This window comes from Pseudomonas sp. TZ252 (genome assembly GCF_056110345.1).
The window spans coordinates 3,231,245-3,246,865 of sequence record NZ_CM148566.1; the positions used below are offsets into that span (position 1 = coordinate 3,231,245).

General features: G+C 65.7%; 15 protein-coding genes. 10 read left to right on the forward strand and 5 right to left on the reverse strand.

Translation table 11 applies throughout. The features are described 5' to 3' along the window. Positions 1 to 67: 67 nt before the first annotated feature. The 7 genes from rpsM to bfr all read left to right on the forward strand — a co-directional run bounded on the left by rpsM (position 68) and on the right by bfr (position 5,251). A complete protein-coding gene (gene rpsM / locus ACYAF3_RS15020; protein ID WP_003093692.1) occupies positions 68 to 424 on the forward strand; it encodes a 30S ribosomal protein S13 in 357 nt (118 codons plus the stop codon). Positions 425 to 442: 18 nt separating this feature from the next. Then, complete coding sequence (rpsK, locus tag ACYAF3_RS15025) at positions 443 to 832, forward strand: 30S ribosomal protein S11 (protein ID WP_003093689.1); 390 nt, start codon at positions 443 to 445, stop codon at positions 830 to 832. A 16-nt stretch (positions 833 to 848) separates the two neighbouring features. Then, the gene (gene rpsD / locus ACYAF3_RS15030; RefSeq protein WP_003093678.1) at positions 849 to 1,469 is read left to right on the forward strand and encodes a 30S ribosomal protein S4; all 621 of its coding nucleotides are present in this window, start codon (positions 849 to 851) and stop codon (positions 1,467 to 1,469) included. A gap of 22 nt (positions 1,470 to 1,491) precedes the next feature. Next, the gene (locus tag ACYAF3_RS15035; protein ID WP_003093675.1) at positions 1,492 to 2,493 is read left to right on the forward strand and encodes a DNA-directed RNA polymerase subunit alpha; all 1,002 of its coding nucleotides are present in this window, start codon (positions 1,492 to 1,494) and stop codon (positions 2,491 to 2,493) included. A gap of 43 nt (positions 2,494 to 2,536) precedes the next feature. Beyond that, positions 2,537 to 2,926, forward strand: a complete 390-nt coding sequence (rplQ, locus tag ACYAF3_RS15040; protein WP_003093672.1) for a 50S ribosomal protein L17 — start codon at positions 2,537 to 2,539, stop codon at positions 2,924 to 2,926. Positions 2,927 to 3,207: 281 nt separating this feature from the next. Further along, positions 3,208 to 4,656: a catalase KatA gene (gene katA / locus ACYAF3_RS15045; protein ID WP_003103909.1), complete on the forward strand. Its 1,449-nt coding sequence runs from the start codon at positions 3,208 to 3,210 to the stop codon at positions 4,654 to 4,656. A gap of 130 nt (positions 4,657 to 4,786) precedes the next feature. Further along, the gene (gene bfr / locus ACYAF3_RS15050; RefSeq protein ID WP_003093668.1) at positions 4,787 to 5,251 is read left to right on the forward strand and encodes a bacterioferritin; all 465 of its coding nucleotides are present in this window, start codon (positions 4,787 to 4,789) and stop codon (positions 5,249 to 5,251) included. A 70-nt stretch (positions 5,252 to 5,321) separates the two neighbouring features. On the opposite strand, the gene uvrA is transcribed toward bfr, so the two are convergent. Beyond that, complete coding sequence (gene uvrA, locus ACYAF3_RS15055) at positions 5,322 to 8,159, reverse strand: excinuclease ABC subunit UvrA (protein WP_003118151.1); 2,838 nt, start codon at positions 8,157 to 8,159, stop codon at positions 5,322 to 5,324. A gap of 213 nt (positions 8,160 to 8,372) precedes the next feature. On the opposite strand from uvrA, the gene ACYAF3_RS15060 reads away from it, so the two are divergent. Next, positions 8,373 to 9,761, forward strand: coding sequence for an MFS transporter (locus ACYAF3_RS15060; RefSeq protein ID WP_003103910.1), 1,389 nt, complete (start codon positions 8,373 to 8,375; stop codon positions 9,759 to 9,761). A 16-nt stretch (positions 9,762 to 9,777) separates the two neighbouring features. Further along, entirely contained in the window at positions 9,778 to 10,275 is a 498-nt protein-coding gene (gene ssb, locus ACYAF3_RS15065) for a single-stranded DNA-binding protein (RefSeq protein ID WP_003114685.1), read from the forward strand. An 88-nt stretch (positions 10,276 to 10,363) separates the two neighbouring features. Here the strand turns inward: ssb and pchA are convergent, their stop codons facing one another. From pchA to pchD, 4 genes are read right to left on the reverse strand one after another with little or no spacing between them, the layout of a single operon-like run. Further along, positions 10,364 to 11,794 (reverse strand): isochorismate synthase PchA, encoded by a 1,431-nt coding sequence (gene pchA / locus ACYAF3_RS15070; protein WP_003118152.1) that lies wholly within the window; start codon positions 11,792 to 11,794, stop codon positions 10,364 to 10,366. Continuing rightward, on the reverse strand, positions 11,791 to 12,096 hold the full coding sequence (gene pchB / locus ACYAF3_RS15075; protein WP_003106950.1) for an isochorismate lyase PchB: 306 nt from the start codon (positions 12,094 to 12,096) through the stop codon (positions 11,791 to 11,793). Before pchB ends, pchA begins: the two co-directional genes overlap by 4 nt. Further along, positions 12,096 to 12,851 (reverse strand): pyochelin biosynthesis editing thioesterase PchC, encoded by a 756-nt coding sequence (gene pchC / locus ACYAF3_RS15080; protein WP_003118153.1) that lies wholly within the window; start codon positions 12,849 to 12,851, stop codon positions 12,096 to 12,098. The genes pchB and pchC overlap by 1 nt, the downstream gene beginning before the upstream one ends. Beyond that, positions 12,848 to 14,491 carry a pyochelin biosynthesis salicyl-AMP ligase PchD gene (gene pchD / locus ACYAF3_RS15085; RefSeq protein WP_015649689.1) on the reverse strand — a complete coding sequence of 548 codons (1,644 nt, stop codon included), beginning with the start codon at positions 14,489 to 14,491 and terminating at the stop codon, positions 12,848 to 12,850. The genes pchC and pchD overlap by 4 nt, the downstream gene beginning before the upstream one ends. A 229-nt stretch (positions 14,492 to 14,720) precedes the next feature. Between pchD and pchR the strand changes: the two genes are divergently transcribed. Then, complete coding sequence (gene pchR, locus ACYAF3_RS15090) at positions 14,721 to 15,611, forward strand: pyochelin biosynthesis transcriptional regulator PchR (RefSeq protein WP_003106955.1); 891 nt, start codon at positions 14,721 to 14,723, stop codon at positions 15,609 to 15,611. The last annotated feature ends 10 nt before the right edge of the window (positions 15,612 to 15,621 follow it).

A 15,621-nucleotide genomic window follows, 5' to 3' on the forward strand; every position in this document is an offset into this window, starting at 1 on the left:
GCGCTAATATCCGCGCCCTTTCTTGGCTTCCTGGGCGCAGGGTAGCTGTCAATTGGAGTTTTTCTGAATGGCCCGTATTGCAGGCGTCAACATTCCGGATAACAAGCACACTGTTATCTCGCTGACCTACATCTATGGTGTTGGTCGCACTACTGCTCAGAGCATCTGCGCAGCCACCGGCGTAAACCCGGCTGCCAAGATCAAGGACCTGAGCGACGAGCAGATCGATCAGCTGCGTAACGAAGTCGCGAAGATCACCACCGAAGGTGACCTGCGTCGCGAAATCAACATGAACATCAAGCGTCTGATGGACCTCGGTTGCTACCGCGGTCTGCGTCATCGTCGCGGTCTGCCGGTTCGCGGTCAGCGTACCAAGACCAACGCGCGTACCCGCAAGGGCCCGCGTAAGCCGATCCGCAAGTAATCGCGTAGGAATCTAGTCATGGCAAAACCTGCTGCTCGTCCCCGTAAGAAAGTCAAAAAGACAGTGGTCGATGGGATCGCCCACATCCACGCGTCTTTCAACAACACCATCGTGACCATCACCGACCGTCAGGGCAACGCACTGTCCTGGGCGACCTCCGGTGGTTCCGGTTTCCGCGGCTCGCGTAAGAGCACCCCGTTCGCTGCCCAGGTAGCGGCCGAGCGTGCCGGCCAGGCTGCCCTGGAATACGGTCTGAAGAACCTGGACGTCAACGTCAAGGGCCCGGGCCCGGGCCGCGAGTCCGCCGTTCGCGCTCTGAATGCTTGCGGCTACAAGATCGCCAGCATCACCGACGTAACCCCGATCCCGCATAACGGCTGCCGTCCGCCGAAAAAGCGTCGCGTGTAATAGGAGACAGTGAGAAATGGCTCGTTACATTGGTCCCAAGTGCAAACTGTCTCGCCGTGAAGGCACCGACCTGTTCCTGAAGAGCGGCGCCCGCGCCCTCGACTCGAAGTGCAAGGCTGAAAACGTTCCTGGCCAGCATGGCCAGCGTCGTGGCCGTCTGTCCGACTACGGTCTGCAGCTGCGTGAAAAGCAGAAAGTACGTCGCATCTACGGCGTGCTGGAGCGTCAGTTCCGCGGTTACTACCAGGAAGCTTCCCGTCGCAAGGGTTCTACCGGTGAGAACCTGCTGCAACTGCTCGAGTGCCGCCTGGACAACGTCGTATACCGCATGGGCTTCGGTTCCACTCGTTCGGAATCCCGCCAGCTGGTATCCCACAAGGCCATCACCGTCAACGGTCAGACCGTCAACATCCCTTCCTACCAAGTGAAGGCCGGTGACGTCGTAGCTGTTCGCGAAAAATCGAAGAACCAGCTGCGTATCGCTCAGGCTCTGGAACTCTGTGGCCAGCGCGGTCGCGTCGAGTGGGTCGAAGTCGACCTCGACAAGAAGGCTGGTACCTTCAAGAGTGCTCCGGCTCGCAGCGACCTGTCCGCTGATATCAACGAAAACCTGATTGTCGAGCTCTACTCCAAGTAAGGGCTAGAAAATAGGTGCATCCATGCAGAGTTCGGTAAATGAGTTCCTGACCCCCCGCCATATCGATGTGCAGGTGGTCAGTCAAACCCGCGCCAAGATCACGCTCGAGCCTCTCGAGCGTGGTTTTGGTCACACCCTGGGCAACGCGCTGCGTCGCATCCTGTTGTCCTCCATGCCTGGCTGCGCAGTGGTCGAGGCCGAGATCGACGGCGTACTCCACGAGTACTCGGCGATCGAAGGTGTGCAGGAAGATGTAATCGAGATCCTGCTGAACCTGAAAGGTCTGGCCATCAAGCTGCACGGTCGTGATGAAGTGACGCTGACCCTGGCTAAGAAGGGCTCGGGTGTTGTGACTGCTGCCGATATTCAGCTGGATCACGATGTTGAGATCATCAACGGTGACCACGTTATCGCCAACCTGGCAGACAACGGCGCGCTGAACATGAAGCTGAAGGTAGCTCGTGGCCGTGGCTACGAGCCTGCCGACGCACGTCAGAGCGATGAAGACGAAAGCCGCAGCATCGGCCGTCTGCAGCTCGACGCATCGTTCAGCCCGGTCCGTCGTGTCTCCTACGTGGTGGAAAACGCCCGTGTCGAGCAGCGCACCAACCTGGACAAACTGGTCCTGGACCTGGAAACCAACGGCACCCTGGATCCCGAAGAGGCTATCCGTCGCGCCGCTACCATCCTGCAACAGCAGCTGGCAGCGTTCGTGGACCTCAAGGGCGACAGCGAACCCGTCGTTGAAGAGCAGGAAGACGAGATCGATCCGATCCTCCTGCGCCCGGTCGATGACCTGGAACTGACCGTACGTTCGGCCAACTGCCTGAAGGCGGAAAACATCTACTACATCGGTGACCTGATCCAGCGCACCGAAGTGGAGCTGTTGAAAACGCCGAACCTGGGCAAGAAGTCCCTGACCGAAATCAAGGACGTTCTGGCTTCCCGTGGTCTGTCCCTCGGTATGCGCCTCGATAACTGGCCGCCGGCAAGTCTTAAGAAAGACGACAAGGCCACTGCCTGATCGTCGTAACTACCGAACGTAAAGTTTGGAAAGGAATTGAACCATGCGCCATCGTAAAAGTGGTCGTCACCTGAGCCGCACCAGCGCGCACCGCAAGGCTATGTTCCAGAACATGGCGGTGTCGCTGTTCGAACACGAACTGATCAAAACCACCCTGCCCAAGGCCAAGGAACTGCGTCGCGTTGCCGAGCCGCTGATCACCCTGGCCAAGGAAGACAGCGTCGCCAACCGTCGCCTGGCTTTCGACCGTACCCGTTCGAAAGCTGCCGTTGGCAAGCTGTTCAACGACCTGGGCAAGCGCTACGCCAACCGTCCGGGCGGCTACCTGCGCATCCTGAAGTGCGGTTTCCGCGCTGGCGACAACGCCCCCATGGCGTACGTCGAGCTGGTTGATCGTCCTGTCGGCGGTGAAGTCGTAGAAGCTGCCGAATAAGGCATCTGCTGCACAAGAAACCGGGCCCAGGCCCGGTTTTTTTATTACCTGCCTTAAAGTTTTTATCTATCGGCTCGCTGTCTTTAATAAATTGGATTGTGGGAGGGCTGTCATTCATCCTTAACCTGCTTTTACGAAAAGCTACGTTCGGATAAGCGAGATCAATGCAAAGGGCGCTTGGTTCAGCCGACAGGTTGTCCTCCGCCAATCCCTGGTCCACGCTGATGATTTCCGTGTAGCCGCTTCGCTTCATAGCACGTTAGCCGTTGAGGAGAGAGTAAATGGAAGAGAAGACCCGCCTGACCACTGCCGCTGGCGCACCGGTGGTCGATAACCAGAACGTGCAGACCGCCGGTCCGCGTGGCCCGATGTTGCTGCAGGACGTGTGGTTCCTCGAGAAGCTCGCCCACTTCGATCGCGAAGTGATCCCCGAGCGACGCATGCATGCGAAAGGCTCCGCGGCCTACGGCACCTTCACCGTCACCCATGACATCACCCCCTACACCCGGGCGAAGATCTTCTCCCAGGTCGGCAAGAAGACCGATATGTTCCTGCGCTTCTCCACCGTCGCCGGTGAGCGTGGCGCGGCGGATGCCGAGCGAGACATCCGCGGCTTCTCCATGCGTTTCTACACCGAGCAGGGCAACTGGGACCTGGTCGGCAACAACACCCCGGTGTTCTATCTGCGCGACCCGCTCAAGTTCCCCGATCTCAACCACGTGGTGAAGCGTGACCCGCGCACCAACCTGCGCAATGCGACCTTCAAGTGGGACTTTTTCTCTCACCTCCCCGAGTCGCTGCATCAGTTGACCATCGACTTCAGCGACCGCGGTCTGCCGAAGAGCTATCGGCACATCCATGGTTTCGGCAGCCATACCTTCAGCTTCATCAATGCGAACAACGAGCGCTTCTGGGTCAAGTTCCACTTCAAGACCCAACAGGGCATCGAGAACCTGACCAACGCCGAGGCTGCCGAAGTGATCGCCCAGGACCGCGAGAGTTCGCAGCGCGACTTGTACGAGAGCATCGAGAAAGGCGACTTCCCGCGCTGGAAGATGTACGTGCAGATCATGCCCGAGAAGGAAGCGGCCACCTATCGCTACAACCCGTTCGACCTGACCAAGGTCTGGCCCCACGGTGACTACCCGTTGATCGAAGTGGGCTTCTTCGAGCTGAACCGTAACCCGGACAACTACTTCGCCGAGGTCGAGCAGGCCGCTTTCACGCCGGCCAACGTGGTGCCCGGTATCGGTTTCTCGCCGGACAAGATGCTCCAGGGCCGTCTGTTCTCCTACGGCGACGCCCATCGCTATCGCCTGGGCGTCAACCACCACCAGATCCCGGTGAACGCCGCGCGTTGCCCGCACCAGGTCTACCACCGCGATGGCGGCATGCGGGTGGACGGCAACAACGCCCATCAGCGCGTCACCTACGAGCCGAACAGCTTCAACCAGTGGCAGGAGCAGCCTGACTTCTCCGAGCCGCCGCTGAGCCTGGAGGGCGCGGCGGACCACTGGAACCACCGGGTGGACGACGACTACTACAGCCAGCCCGCCGCGCTGTTCCATCTGTTCACCGACGAGCAGAAGCAGCGGCTGTTCGCCAACATCGCCGAAGACATCCGCGATGTACCGGAACAGATCCAGCGTCGCCAGATCGGCCTGTTCCTCAAGGTCGATCCGGCCTACGGCAAAGGCGTCGCCGACGCCCTCGGCCTGAAGCTGGACTGATGGCCTGATGAGGCCCCCGGCCCCCTTCCTAGGAAGGGGGCTTTTTTATCTGCATTGGCTTGACCCGGATCAGGCGGAGCCGGGAGCATATGCGGCTAGATTCCTAGTTTTCTCCAGGGAGAGCCCCCCGATGCAAGGCCATCCGGAAGTCATCGATTACCTCAACACGCTGCTGACCGGCGAGCTGGCCGCGCGCGACCAGTACTTCATCCACTCGCGCATGTACGAGGACTGGGGCTTCAGCAAGCTCTACGAGCGCCTCAACCACGAGATGGAGGAGGAGACCCAGCACGCCGACGCCCTGCTGCGCCGTATCCTCCTGCTCGAAGGTACGCCGCGCATGCGTCCCGACGATATCCACCCGGGCACCACGGTGCCGGAGATGCTCGAGGCCGACCTCAAGCTCGAGCGCCATGTCCGCGCCGCGCTGGCCAAGGGCATCGCCCTCTGCGAGCAGCATAAGGACTTCGTCAGCCGCGACATCCTCAAGGCCCAGTTGGCCGACACCGAGGAAGACCACGCCTACTGGTTGGAGCAACAGCTTGGCCTGATCGCCAGGATGGGCCTGGAGAACTACCTGCAGTCGCAGATCTGACCCTACCCGCGGATACGAAAAAGCCCCTGCGCCTCACGGCCGCAGGGGCTTTTTCATGAGCGCCCGGCAATCAGGCGCGATCGCGTTCCAGCAACGGCTTGAGGAAGTGGCCGGTGTGCGACTGGGACATCTCGGCCACCTGCTCTGGCGTGCCGTTGGCGATGATCTGGCCACCCTTGGAGCCGCCCTCGGGGCCGAGGTCGACCAGCCAGTCGGCGGTCTTGATCACGTCCAGGTTGTGCTCGATCACCACCACGGTGTTGCCGTGGTCGCGCAGGCGGTGGAGCACGTCGAGCAGTTGCTGGATGTCGGCGAAATGCAGGCCGGTGGTCGGTTCGTCGAGGATGTACAGGGTCTTGCCGGTATCGCGCTTGGACAGCTCGCGGGACAGCTTGACCCGCTGCGCCTCGCCGCCCGAGAGGGTGGTCGCGCTCTGGCCCAGCTTGATGTAGGACAGGCCGACGTCCATCAGCGTCTGCAGCTTGCGCGCCAGGGCGGGGACGGCGTCGAAGAACTCGCGGGCTTCCTCGATGGTCATCTCCAGCACCTCGTGGATGCTCTTGCCCTTGTAGCGGATCTCCAGGGTCTCGCGGTTGTAGCGCTTGCCCTTGCAGACATCGCAGGGAACGTAGATATCCGGCAGGAAGTGCATCTCCACCTTGATCACGCCGTCGCCCTGGCAGGCCTCGCAACGGCCGCCCTTGACGTTGAACGAGAAGCGGCCGGGACCGTAGCCGCGCGAGCGGGCCTCCGGCACGCCGGAAAACAGTTCGCGGATCGGCGTGAACAGGCCGGTATAGGTCGCCGGGTTGGAGCGCGGGGTACGACCGATCGGGCTCTGGTCGATGTCGACCACCTTGTCCAGGTGCTGCAGGCCGTCGAACGAGTCGTACGGCGCCACTTCCAGGGTAGTCGCGCCGTTCAGCGCGGTGGCGGTGATCGGGAACAGGGTGTTGTTGATCAGCGTCGACTTGCCGGAGCCCGAGACCCCGGTGATGCAGGTGAACAGGCCGACCGGGATTTCCAGGTTGACGTTCTGCAGGTTGTTGCCGCGGGCGCCTTTCAGCTTCAGCAGCTTCTTCTTGTCGCGCGGGGTGCGCTTGGCCGGAACCGCGATTTTCTTGCGCCCGGAAAGGTACTTGCCGGTCAGCGAGTCGGGGTGGTTCATCACCTGGTCGGGCGTACCTTCCGCCACTACCTGGCCGCCGTGCACGCCGGCGCCCGGACCGATGTCGACGACGTAGTCGGCGAGTCGGATCGCGTCCTCGTCGTGCTCGACCACGATCACCGTGTTGCCGAGGTTGCGCAGGTGGGTGAGGGTGCCGAGCAGGCGCTCGTTGTCGCGTTGGTGCAGGCCGATCGAGGGTTCGTCGAGGATGTACATCACTCCCACCAGGCCGGCGCCGATCTGGCTGGCCAGGCGGATGCGCTGGGCTTCGCCGCCGGACAGGGTGTCGGCGCTGCGGTCGAGGGTCAGGTAGTCGAGGCCGACGTTGACCAGGAATTGCAGGCGGTCGCGGATTTCCTTGAGGATCTTCGCCGCGATCTCGCCACGGCGGCCGGTCAGGCTCAGTCCGGCGGCATACTCGCAGGCTTCGCCGACCGGCATCGCGGTGATCGCCGGCAGCGTCCGGTCGCCGACCCACACATGCCGCGCCTCGCGGCGCAGGCGGGTACCGTGGCAATCCGGGCAGGGCTGGGTGCTGAGGAACTTGGCCAGCTCCTCGCGGACCGTGGCCGACTCGGTCTCGCGGTAGCGCCGCTCAAGGTTCGGCAGGATGCCTTCGAAGGGGTGCGAACGCTTGACGATGTCGCCGCGGTCGTTGAGATAGCGGAAGTCGACGTTTTCCCGGCCGGAGCCGTAGAGCACCACCTTCTGGTGTTCGGCGCCGAGTTCGTCGAAGGGTTCTTCCAGGCTGAAGCCGTAATGCTGGGCCAGCGAACCGAGCATCTGGAAGTAATAGACGTTGCGCCGGTCCCAGCCGCGGATCGCGCCCTCGGCCAGGGTCAACTCGCCGTTGACCACCCGGCGCGCGTCGAAGAATTGCTTCACGCCGAGGCCGTCGCAGGTCGGACAGGCGCCGGCCGGGTTGTTGAAGGAGAACAGCTTGGGTTCCAGCTCGCTGATAGAGTGGCCGCAGACCGGGCAGGCGAAGCGCGCCGAGAAGATGATCTCCTCGACATCCTCGTCCTCGTCCATCGGTGCTACCAGGGCGATACCGTCGGCCAGGGACAGGGCGGTCTCGAACGACTCGGCCAGGCGTTGCTGGAGGTCCGCGCGAACCTTGAAGCGGTCCACCACCACATCGATGCTGTGCTTCTTCTGCTTATCCAGCTTCGGCACTTCGTCGAGTTCGTAGAGCTTGCCGTCGACCCGGGCGCGGACGAAGCCCTGCGCGCGCATCTCGTCGAACACCGCCAGGTGCTCGCCCTTGCGCTCGCGGATCACCGGCGCCAGCAGCATCAGCTTGCTGCCTTCCGGCAGGGCCAGGACCTGGTCGACCATCTGGCTGACGGTCTGCGCCTCCAGCGGGATGTCGTGGTCCGGGCAGCGCGGGGTACCGACGCGGGCATAAAGCAGGCGCAGGTAGTCGTAGATCTCGGTGATCGTACCCACGGTGGAGCGTGGGTTGTGGGAAGTGGACTTCTGTTCGATGGAAATCGCCGGCGACAGCCCTTCGATGGTGTCCACGTCCGGCTTCTCCATCATCGACAGGAACTGCCGGGCGTAGGCCGAGAGGGATTCCACGTAGCGCCGCTGGCCTTCCGCATAGAGCGTGTCGAAAGCCAGGGAAGACTTGCCGGAACCGGAAAGACCGGTGATCACGATCAGTTTGTCGCGTGGCAGTGTGAGGTCGACGTTCTTCAGGTTGTGGGTACGCGCCCCACGAATCAGGATCTTATCCACAGCGGCCTCGCATGGCGGGCGAAAACCGCTGATTATACGGCTGGCCGCTAGCGCGCGGCAAAGTGGCGCGCCTGTGCCGCGAGGGGGCGGACTGGTAGAATGCGCGGCATTTTTCCGGCGCGGGCATTGCCCCGGCCGCCCAGGAGCGGGCGGCGGCGCCATCGGCAGGGGCATGAGGCCTTGCCCTGCAGCGGTTTCTTCCATGAGGGTGTTATGCACGACTCACATACTGAGCGGATGAGCGGTACCGAAACGCGAGCGGCCGTCGGGCTGTCACTGGTATTCGCCTTCCGCATGCTCGGCATGTTCATGGTCCTGCCGGTGCTGGCCACCTACGGCCAGGACCTGGCCGGCGCGACCCCGGCGCTGATCGGCCTGGCCATCGGCGCCTATGGCCTGACCCAGGCGATCCTGCAGATTCCCTTCGGGACCATTTCCGACCGCATCGGCCGGCGCCCGGTGATCGTCGTCGGGCTGCTGATCTTCGCCGCCGGCGCGGCCCTCGCGGCCAATGCCGACTCCATCTGGGGGGTGATCGCCGGCCGCGTCCTGCAGGGCGCCGGGGCGATCTCGGCGGCGGTGATGGCGCTGCTCTCCGACCTCACCCGCGAGCAGCACCGGACCAAGGCGATGGCGATGATCGGCATGAGCATCGGCGTCTCCTTCGCCGTGGCCATGGTGCTCGGCCCGGTGCTGACCCATCTGTTCGGCCTGCATGGGCTGTTCTGGTTCACCGCCGGGATGGCGCTGGTCGGCCTGCTGCTGATCCTGTTCTTCGTCCCGCAGCCGGACCACATGACCCAGCACCGCGAATCCAGCGTGGCGCGCCAGGCCCTGCTGCCGACCCTGAAGCACGGCGACCTGCTGCGCCTGGACGCCGGCATCCTGATCCTCCACGCCATCCTCATGGCCAGCTTCGTCGCCTTGCCGCTGGCACTGGTGCACGAGGGGGGCCTGCCCAAGGAGCAGCACTGGTGGGTCTACCTGACCGCGCTGCTGGTCGGTTTCTTCGGCATGGTGCCGTTCATCATCTACGCCGAGAAGAAGCGTCGCATGAAGCGCGTGCTGACCGGCGCGGTGGCGACCCTGCTGGCCTGCGAACTGTTCTTCCTGGTCTTCGGTCACAGCCTGGCCATGCTGGTGGTCGGCACGGTGGTGTTCTTCACTGCCTTCAACCTGCTCGAAGCCTCGCTGCCGTCGCTGGTCAGCAAGGTCTCGCCGGCCGGCGGCAAGGGCACGGCGATGGGGGTGTATTCCACCAGCCAGTTCCTCGGCGCGGCGCTGGGCGGCATCCTCGGCGGCTGGATGTTCCAGCACGGCGGGCTGAGCATGGTGTTCATCGGATGCGCGGTGCTCGCTGCCCTCTGGCTGGCGATTGCTGTTACCATGCGCGAACCGCCTTATGTGACCAGCATTCGCCTGCCGCTCGCGCCCGCCGCGCTGCAGGACGCGGTGCTGGTCCAGCGATTCAGGGCGTTGCCCGGTGTGGCAGACGCCGTGGTGGTGGCCGAGGAGGCCGCCGCCTATGTCAAAGTGGATACCCAACAAGTGGATCGCACCGCCCTCGAGCGCCTGGCCCAGGCCGCGCCGGGCGGATGCTGAACCTTAGGAGAACGTCATGGCCCGTGGGGTTAACAAAGTCATTCTAGTTGGTAACGTCGGTGGTGACCCGGAAACCCGCTACATGCCCAACGGCAATGCGGTGACCAACATCACCCTCGCCACCAGCGAGAGCTGGAAGGACAAGCAGACCGGCCAGCAACAGGAGCGCACCGAATGGCACCGCGTGGTGTTCTTCGGCCGCCTGGCGGAGATCGCCGGCGAGTACCTGCGCAAGGGTTCCCAGGTCTACGTCGAAGGCAGCCTGCGCACCCGCAAGTGGCAGGGCCAGGATGGTCAGGATCGCTACACCACCGAGATCGTGGTCGACATCAACGGCAACATGCAGTTGCTCGGCGGCCGCCCCTCCGGCGACGATTCGCAGCGCGCCCCGCGCGAGCCCATGCAGCGCCCGCAGCAGGCCCCGCAGCAGCAGTCGCGTCCGGCCCCGCAGCAGCAACCGGCGCCGCAACCGGCCCAGGACTACGACAGCTTCGACGACGACATTCCGTTCTAAGCGACGCCCTTGCGGCGCGGCCCGTCCGCGCCACGGGCAGACCTTCGAAGACCCCCTGCCGCCCTCGGGCCGCAGGGGGTCTTCGTTTTCAGGCGACGCCGCGCTGCAAGGGCACTTCGTCCAGGCCGCCTATGGCGGATAGAGCTTCCCGCATGGCACTGAGCTTAAGGCAGGTTTCGCGATACTCGTGGGCCGGTTCCGAATCGCCTACCAGACCGCAGCCGGCGAACAGGTAGCCCCGGCCCGGCGTGAGCAGGGCCGAGCGCAGCGCCACCAGGAAATCGCCGTTGCCTTCGCCGTCGAGCCAGCCCAGCGGCGCGGCGTACCAGCCGCGGTCCATCCCTTCGTGCTGGCGGATGTAGTCCAGCGCCGCGCTGCGTGGGTAGCCGCCCACCGCGGGGGTCGGATGCAGCGCCTGCAGCAGCCGCAGGATGCCGCCTGCGTCAGCGAGGCGGGCGCGGATCGGCGTGTTCAGGTGCTGGACTCGCGCCAGTCGTTTCAGGCCGGGCGCATCGGGGATTTCCAGTACCTCGCTGAAGGGTTCCAGGGCCGTACGGATCGCCTCCACCACCAACTGGTGTTCGTGCCTGTCCTTGGCGCTGTCCAGCAGGGCCTGTCCGAGCCGCGCATCTTCCTGGGCATCGCCGCCGCGGGCGATGGTCCCGGCCAGGGCATGGGTGAGTGCCTCGCCGGCGCGAATGCGGACCAGGCGTTCCGGGGAGGCGCCGAGGAAGCAGGCGTTGCCGCGGCGACAGGCGAACAGCTGGGCGTCGGCATGTTGCAGACGCAGGTGTTCGATGACCTGCCACGGCTCGATGTCGCCGAGAGGCCGGGCCTGGGTGCGGGCCAGCACGACCTTGCCGAAGCGTCCCTGGCGGACACTGCTTACCGCGTCGCTCACCTTGGCTTCCCATTGCCTGCGCTCCTGCGCCGAAGCGTCGCCCTGCGCGCCAGCGGTCGGCCCCGAGGGCCGGCGTCTGGCCGGCTGCCTCAGGCGCAGTAGCGCCGAGCAGTGGTAGGCGGCCAGGGCCAGGGCATCTTCGCCGGGCTTGGCCAGGTGTTGGCAGAGTACCCGGTAGCGTTCGCCCTCGCGCAGCACGGTGATGCCGGCGAGCATCAGGCTGGCATCGGCGAAGGCTTGCCAGTGTTCCTCGCGCGGGCCGCGCGGATCGAAGCGGAATCCGCCGCACAGGCGCGGCGCCAGCGGGCCCTCGACCACGGCGTCGGCGCAGAGCAATTGCCAGTTTTCCTCGATCCGGGCGAAGCGCTGTTCGCCGTGGCCTTGCAGCTCCAGGGCGCTGCCCCAGGCGAAGAACGCCAGCTCGGGCTGTTCCCAGTACAGGCAGGGCGTTTGCCGGTCGTCCCAGGCACCGAATACCTGCAGCGGGTCCAATGGGTCGATCTCGAACGATGCCGCCACCAGCACCGGACGATCGAGCGCCTGCGCCTGGCCGATGGCGCGCTCGAAGGTGCCGCGCAAGGCGTGCAGGCACTGGCTCAGGGGCGCCAGCCGGCTCATGCGGCACCCCGTGTCTGGCGCCAGTACTTGATCTGCTCGGCGATGTACCAGTGGATGATCTGCGCGAACAGTCCCTCGACGAAGGGCGCGTCGAGTCCGTTTTCCTCGGCCCAGCGGGCGCGCTCGGGGAGCATCGCGGCGACCCGCTCGGGCGCCGGAATCGCCGCCTCGCTGGCCTTGAAGCGCGACGCCGCCTTGACGTAGTCCATGCGGCGGCCGAGGGCCTGGACGATATCCAGGTCGATCCGGTCGATGGCCTCGCGGATGTCCGCCAGGCCGGTGCAGTCTTCGGGAGTTTTCATCATGCAACCTCTCGGGAAAGGGCGTCGGGATGTGCGAGGCGGCGCAGCAGGTGCTCGATCACCGCGTCGCGCCCCTCGCTCAGGTAGAAGTGGCCGCCAGGAAAGCGCCGCAGCCTGGCGGGAGTCCGGCTGGCGTCGCTCCAGGCCTGCGCCTCGGCGGCGCTGACTTCCTCGTCGTGCTCGCCGAGGAGGACGTCGAGGGCGCAGGCCAGGGCGATGGGCTGCGCCCGTCGGTAGGTCTCGATCGCCTGGTAGTCGGCGCGCAGGATCGGCAGGAACAGCGCGCGCAGGTCGGCGTCCTCGAGTAGCTCGCTGGCGCCACCCTGGCGGCGGACGTCCTCCAGCAGCGCCGCCTCGTCGCCGCGGTGCAACGCGCCGCCGCGTTGCCGGTGCGGTGCCGGATGGGCGGAGACGAACAGGTGGCGCAGCGGCGCGCCGGCGCTTTCCAGGCGCAGGGCGGTTTCGTAGGCCAGCGCCGCGCCGAGACTGTGGCCGAACAGCGCCAGGGGCGCGTCGGCGAAATCGCGCAGGGCGAGGGCGGCGCCGTCGGCGAGGTCCTCCAGGCGGGTGGCCGGCGCCTCGTTGAAGCGGTCCTCGCGACCCGGGTACTGCAGGGCAAGCAGGTCGATGTCTGGCGGCAGGCGTTCGCTCCAGCTACGGAAGAAGCTGGCGCTGCCGCCTGCATGGGGGAAGCAGGCCAGGCGCAGGTGCGGCATCGGCGTCAGGCGGAACGGCCGGACCCAGGCGGCGCTCATGCGCGGGCCTCCAGCTCGCGGCGCAGGCGCTCGCGCAGGTCCTTCTTGCTGATCTTGCCGATGCCGGTCTGGGGGAAGGCCGGGACCAGCTCGATGCGGTCCGGCACCTTGAACGCGGCCAGCCCGCAGGCGTGCAGGTATTGCTTCAGCTTCAGCGCCGAGGGCGCCGGCTGGCGCGGGATGACGAAGGCGCAGGTGCGCTCGCCGAGCAGGCTGTCGGGCATCGCCACGACGGTGGCGTCGTGCACCTGCGGATGGGCTATCAGCAGGTTCTCCACCTCTTCCGCGGCGATCTTCTCGCCGCCGCGGTTGATCTGGTCCTTGTCGCGGCCCTCCACCACCAGGTAGCCGTCCTTGTCGCGGCTGACCCGGTCGCCGGTGCGGTAGAAGCCGTCCGCGCTGAAGGCCTTGGCGTTGTGTTCGGGCAGGCGGTAGTAGCCGCGGATGGTGTAGGGACCGCGCACGGTCAGTTCGCCCACCTCGCCGGGGCCGACCTCGCGGCCCTCGGCGTCGACCACCCGCACTTCGTCGTCCGGCGACAGCGGCCGACCCTGGGTATGCAGCACGCGTTCGGGCGGATCGTCCAGGCGGGTGTAGCAGATCAGCCCCTCGGCCATTCCCAGCACCTGTTGCAACTGGCAGCCGAGCACCGGTTCGACGCGTTGCGCGGCACTGCTGCCGAGCCTGGAGCCGCCGACCTGGAGCAGACGCAGGCTGGATAGATCGGCGCGGCGGCTTTCCTGGGCATCCAGCCAGAGCATCGCCAGCGGCGGTACCAGGGCGGTGTGGGTGACCCGTTCACGGGCGATCAGGGCGAAGCAATGCTCGGGATCGGCGCGCTGGCTGACCACCACGCGGCCGCCGGCCAGCAGCGTGCCGATCACTCCGGGGCAGCAGAGAGTGAAGTTGTGCGCCATCGGCAAGCCGGTGAGGTACACCGTGTGCTCGTCGAAGCCGCAGACCTCGGCGCTGGCGCGGACGTTGTAGAGATACTCGCGATGACGCCGGGGAATCAGCTTCGGCGTGCCGGTGGTGCCGCCGGACAACTGGAAGCAGGCGATATCCTCGGCGCGGGCGGCGCAGTCTTCCAGCGCGTCGGCCTGGTACAGCGGTGCCAGCGCTTGCAGCGGCGCCTCGGCCTCGCCGTGGATCAGCGCCATCTGGCAGGCGCCGCTGGCGAGCAGCTCACGGGCCATCGGCCGTGGGTCGAAGCCGTCGATCCGTTCGGCGCCGATGTAGGCCTTGGCCTCGGCGAAGCGACAGAAACCGCTGATCTCATGCTGGCGATGGGCGGGGAGGGCGAGCACCGGGCGTACGCCGAGCTGGAACAGGGCGAAGCAGGTCTCGACGAAGGCGATGCCGTTGGGCAGGTGCAGCACTACCGTGTCGCCATGTGCGAGGCCGGCCTGGCGCAGTCCGGCTGCCAGGCGGCGGCAGCGCTGGAGCAGGTCGGCATAGCTGAGCCGCTGGTCGTCGTCGCAGAGCGCGATCCGCCGCGGATGGCGCGCGGCGCTGGCGGCCAGGGCTTCGGCGAAGTTCTGGTCCTGCCAGTGGCCGGCGTCGAGATAGCGGCGGACGAAGGCGGCGGGCCAGTCGGGGGCGTCGTCGACGGCCGATGGGGTGACGGGCGAGGAAGTCATGCGATCTCCGTGGATGCGGTCGATTGCCATTGCTGGGAAATGAGATTTATTATCATTGGCGGGCGGCAGGGACCGCGCAAGCCCGCGCCTTTCGATTGCGGGGCTTTTTCATTCGCTGCAGGGGCGGAGTGCAGGGCGCTTTGTCCATCTCCGCTAAAAAGTCCCCCTGCCCCCACGTATCCAGGAAGGCGTCGCCGCGTCGGCAGCGCCCGGGCTACAGGAAAACCTGATGACCATCACCATCATTGCTCCGCCACAGGCCGATGCCGCCGCGCCGGCACCGGGCAACCGGCCCGGCGTCGCGCACATCGATCCGAACATGAAGCTGGTGACCGGAACCTTCTGTTCGGCCAGCGAGGACTGGTTCGAGGAACCGCTGGAGCGCGGCCTGCGCCTGATCCTCGTGCAGAGCGGCCAGTTGCGCTGCCGGATTCCCGGCCAGCCCGAGCACCTCATCGAGGGGCCGAGCCTGTGCACCATCGCCAACGATGGCGACTTCACCTCGGCGCAGATCTACGGCACCGACAAGCCGTTGCGCTACACCATCGTCCAGCTCGGCGTCGAAGCCCTGGACAGCCGCCTCGGCTGGCTGCCCGAGCAACTGATACGCCGCCCCGGCGGCGATCCGCGAATCATGAGCTGCCCGGCGCCGCGGGCGATGCAGGCGTTGGCCTCGCAGATCGCCACCTGCCAGATGCTCGGTCCGACCCGCGATCTCTACCTCGGCGGCAAGGCCCTGGAGTTGGCCGCGCTCAGCGCACAGTTCCTTTCCGGCGAGGGGCGCCCCGTCGAGGAGCCGCGCATCACCTGCTCGGAGGTCGAGCGCATCCACGCCGCCCGCGACCTGCTGGTCGGCGCCTTGCAGGAGCCGCCGTCGCTGGACACGCTGGCCAGCCGCGTGGGCATGAACCCGCGCAAGCTGACCGCCGGCTTTCGCAAGGTGTTCGGCGCCAGCGTATTCGGCTACCTGCAGGAATACCGCCTGCGCGAGGCGCACCGGATGCTCTGCGACGAAGAGGCGAACGTCTCCACGGTGGCCTACCGGGTGGGCTACAGCCCGGCGCATTTCTCCATCGCTTTCCGCAAGCGCTACGGCATCTCCCCCAGCGAGATCCGCTGAGTCTCCGCGA